Source organism: Rathayibacter sp. AY1E2 (genome assembly GCF_002932325.1).
GTDB lineage: Bacteria > Actinomycetota > Actinomycetes > Actinomycetales > Microbacteriaceae > Rathayibacter.
The window spans coordinates 1-814 of record NZ_PSVO01000054.1 but is presented as its reverse complement, the minus strand read 5'-3'; the positions used below and the strand labels follow the sequence as shown (position 1 = coordinate 814).

Here is an 814-nt window from a genome sequence, read left to right as displayed (position 1 = left end):
GTTCAAACCTGTTCGTCTATGATGCGCTGTAACGTTCACCGGCCGGCAGACCGGAACGAAAAGTCCCACAACCCCGGCCATGCAACCCCTGCCGGGTATCACACATGACTCGGTTTAGCCTCTTCCGCGTTCGCTCGCCACTACTGACGGAATCACTGTTGTTTTCTCTTCCTGTGGGTACTGAGATGTTTCACTTCCCCACGTTCCCTCTACCCGCCCTATATATTCAGGCGGGAGTCACCAGGTCACCACAAGGGGCCTGGCGGGGTTTCCCCATTCGGAAATCCTCGGATCACAGCTCGTTTATCAGCTCCCCGAGGCTTATCGCAGATTACGACGTCCTTCTTCGGCTCCAGATGCCAAGGCATTCACCGTTTGCTCTTATGAACTTGCTAATCACATGAGTTAAGAAACTACAACTCGAAAAGTTGCAGATCCAATGATTTGCATGACCGCAGCCCGAAAGCCGCGCCATGCGAATCTTGTCGATCCACGACCGAAGCCGTGAATCTAAGATGCTCGCGTCCACTGTGTAGTTCTCAAAATACGGGCGGTATCCCTCTCCCACACACCCAGGCGTGAGAAAAAGATCCGGAGAGTCGACCCCGCCACCCGAAGGCAGCCGGCCCGGTCCCTCAGGACCCAACAGCGTGCATGTACCCGACTCCACCGCCCCGACGCGTTCCCAACCCGAAGGCTGTACTGACGCGAGACAATCTCACCGAGCACCTAGTTCAATGTTCCACCCATGAGCTACCAGCAAAGACATTCGCTTTGATCTGGCGCCTGGAACACCCTGCGGTGTCCAGATGCT

1 rRNA gene is annotated in these 814 nt (G+C 55.8%); it reads right to left on the bottom strand.

Annotated features, from left to right (window positions below):
* Positions 1-395: ribosomal RNA gene (locus C5C49_RS17230) — 23S ribosomal RNA — on the bottom strand; the annotation flags it as partial.
* Between the last annotated feature and the right edge of the window lie 419 nt (positions 396-814).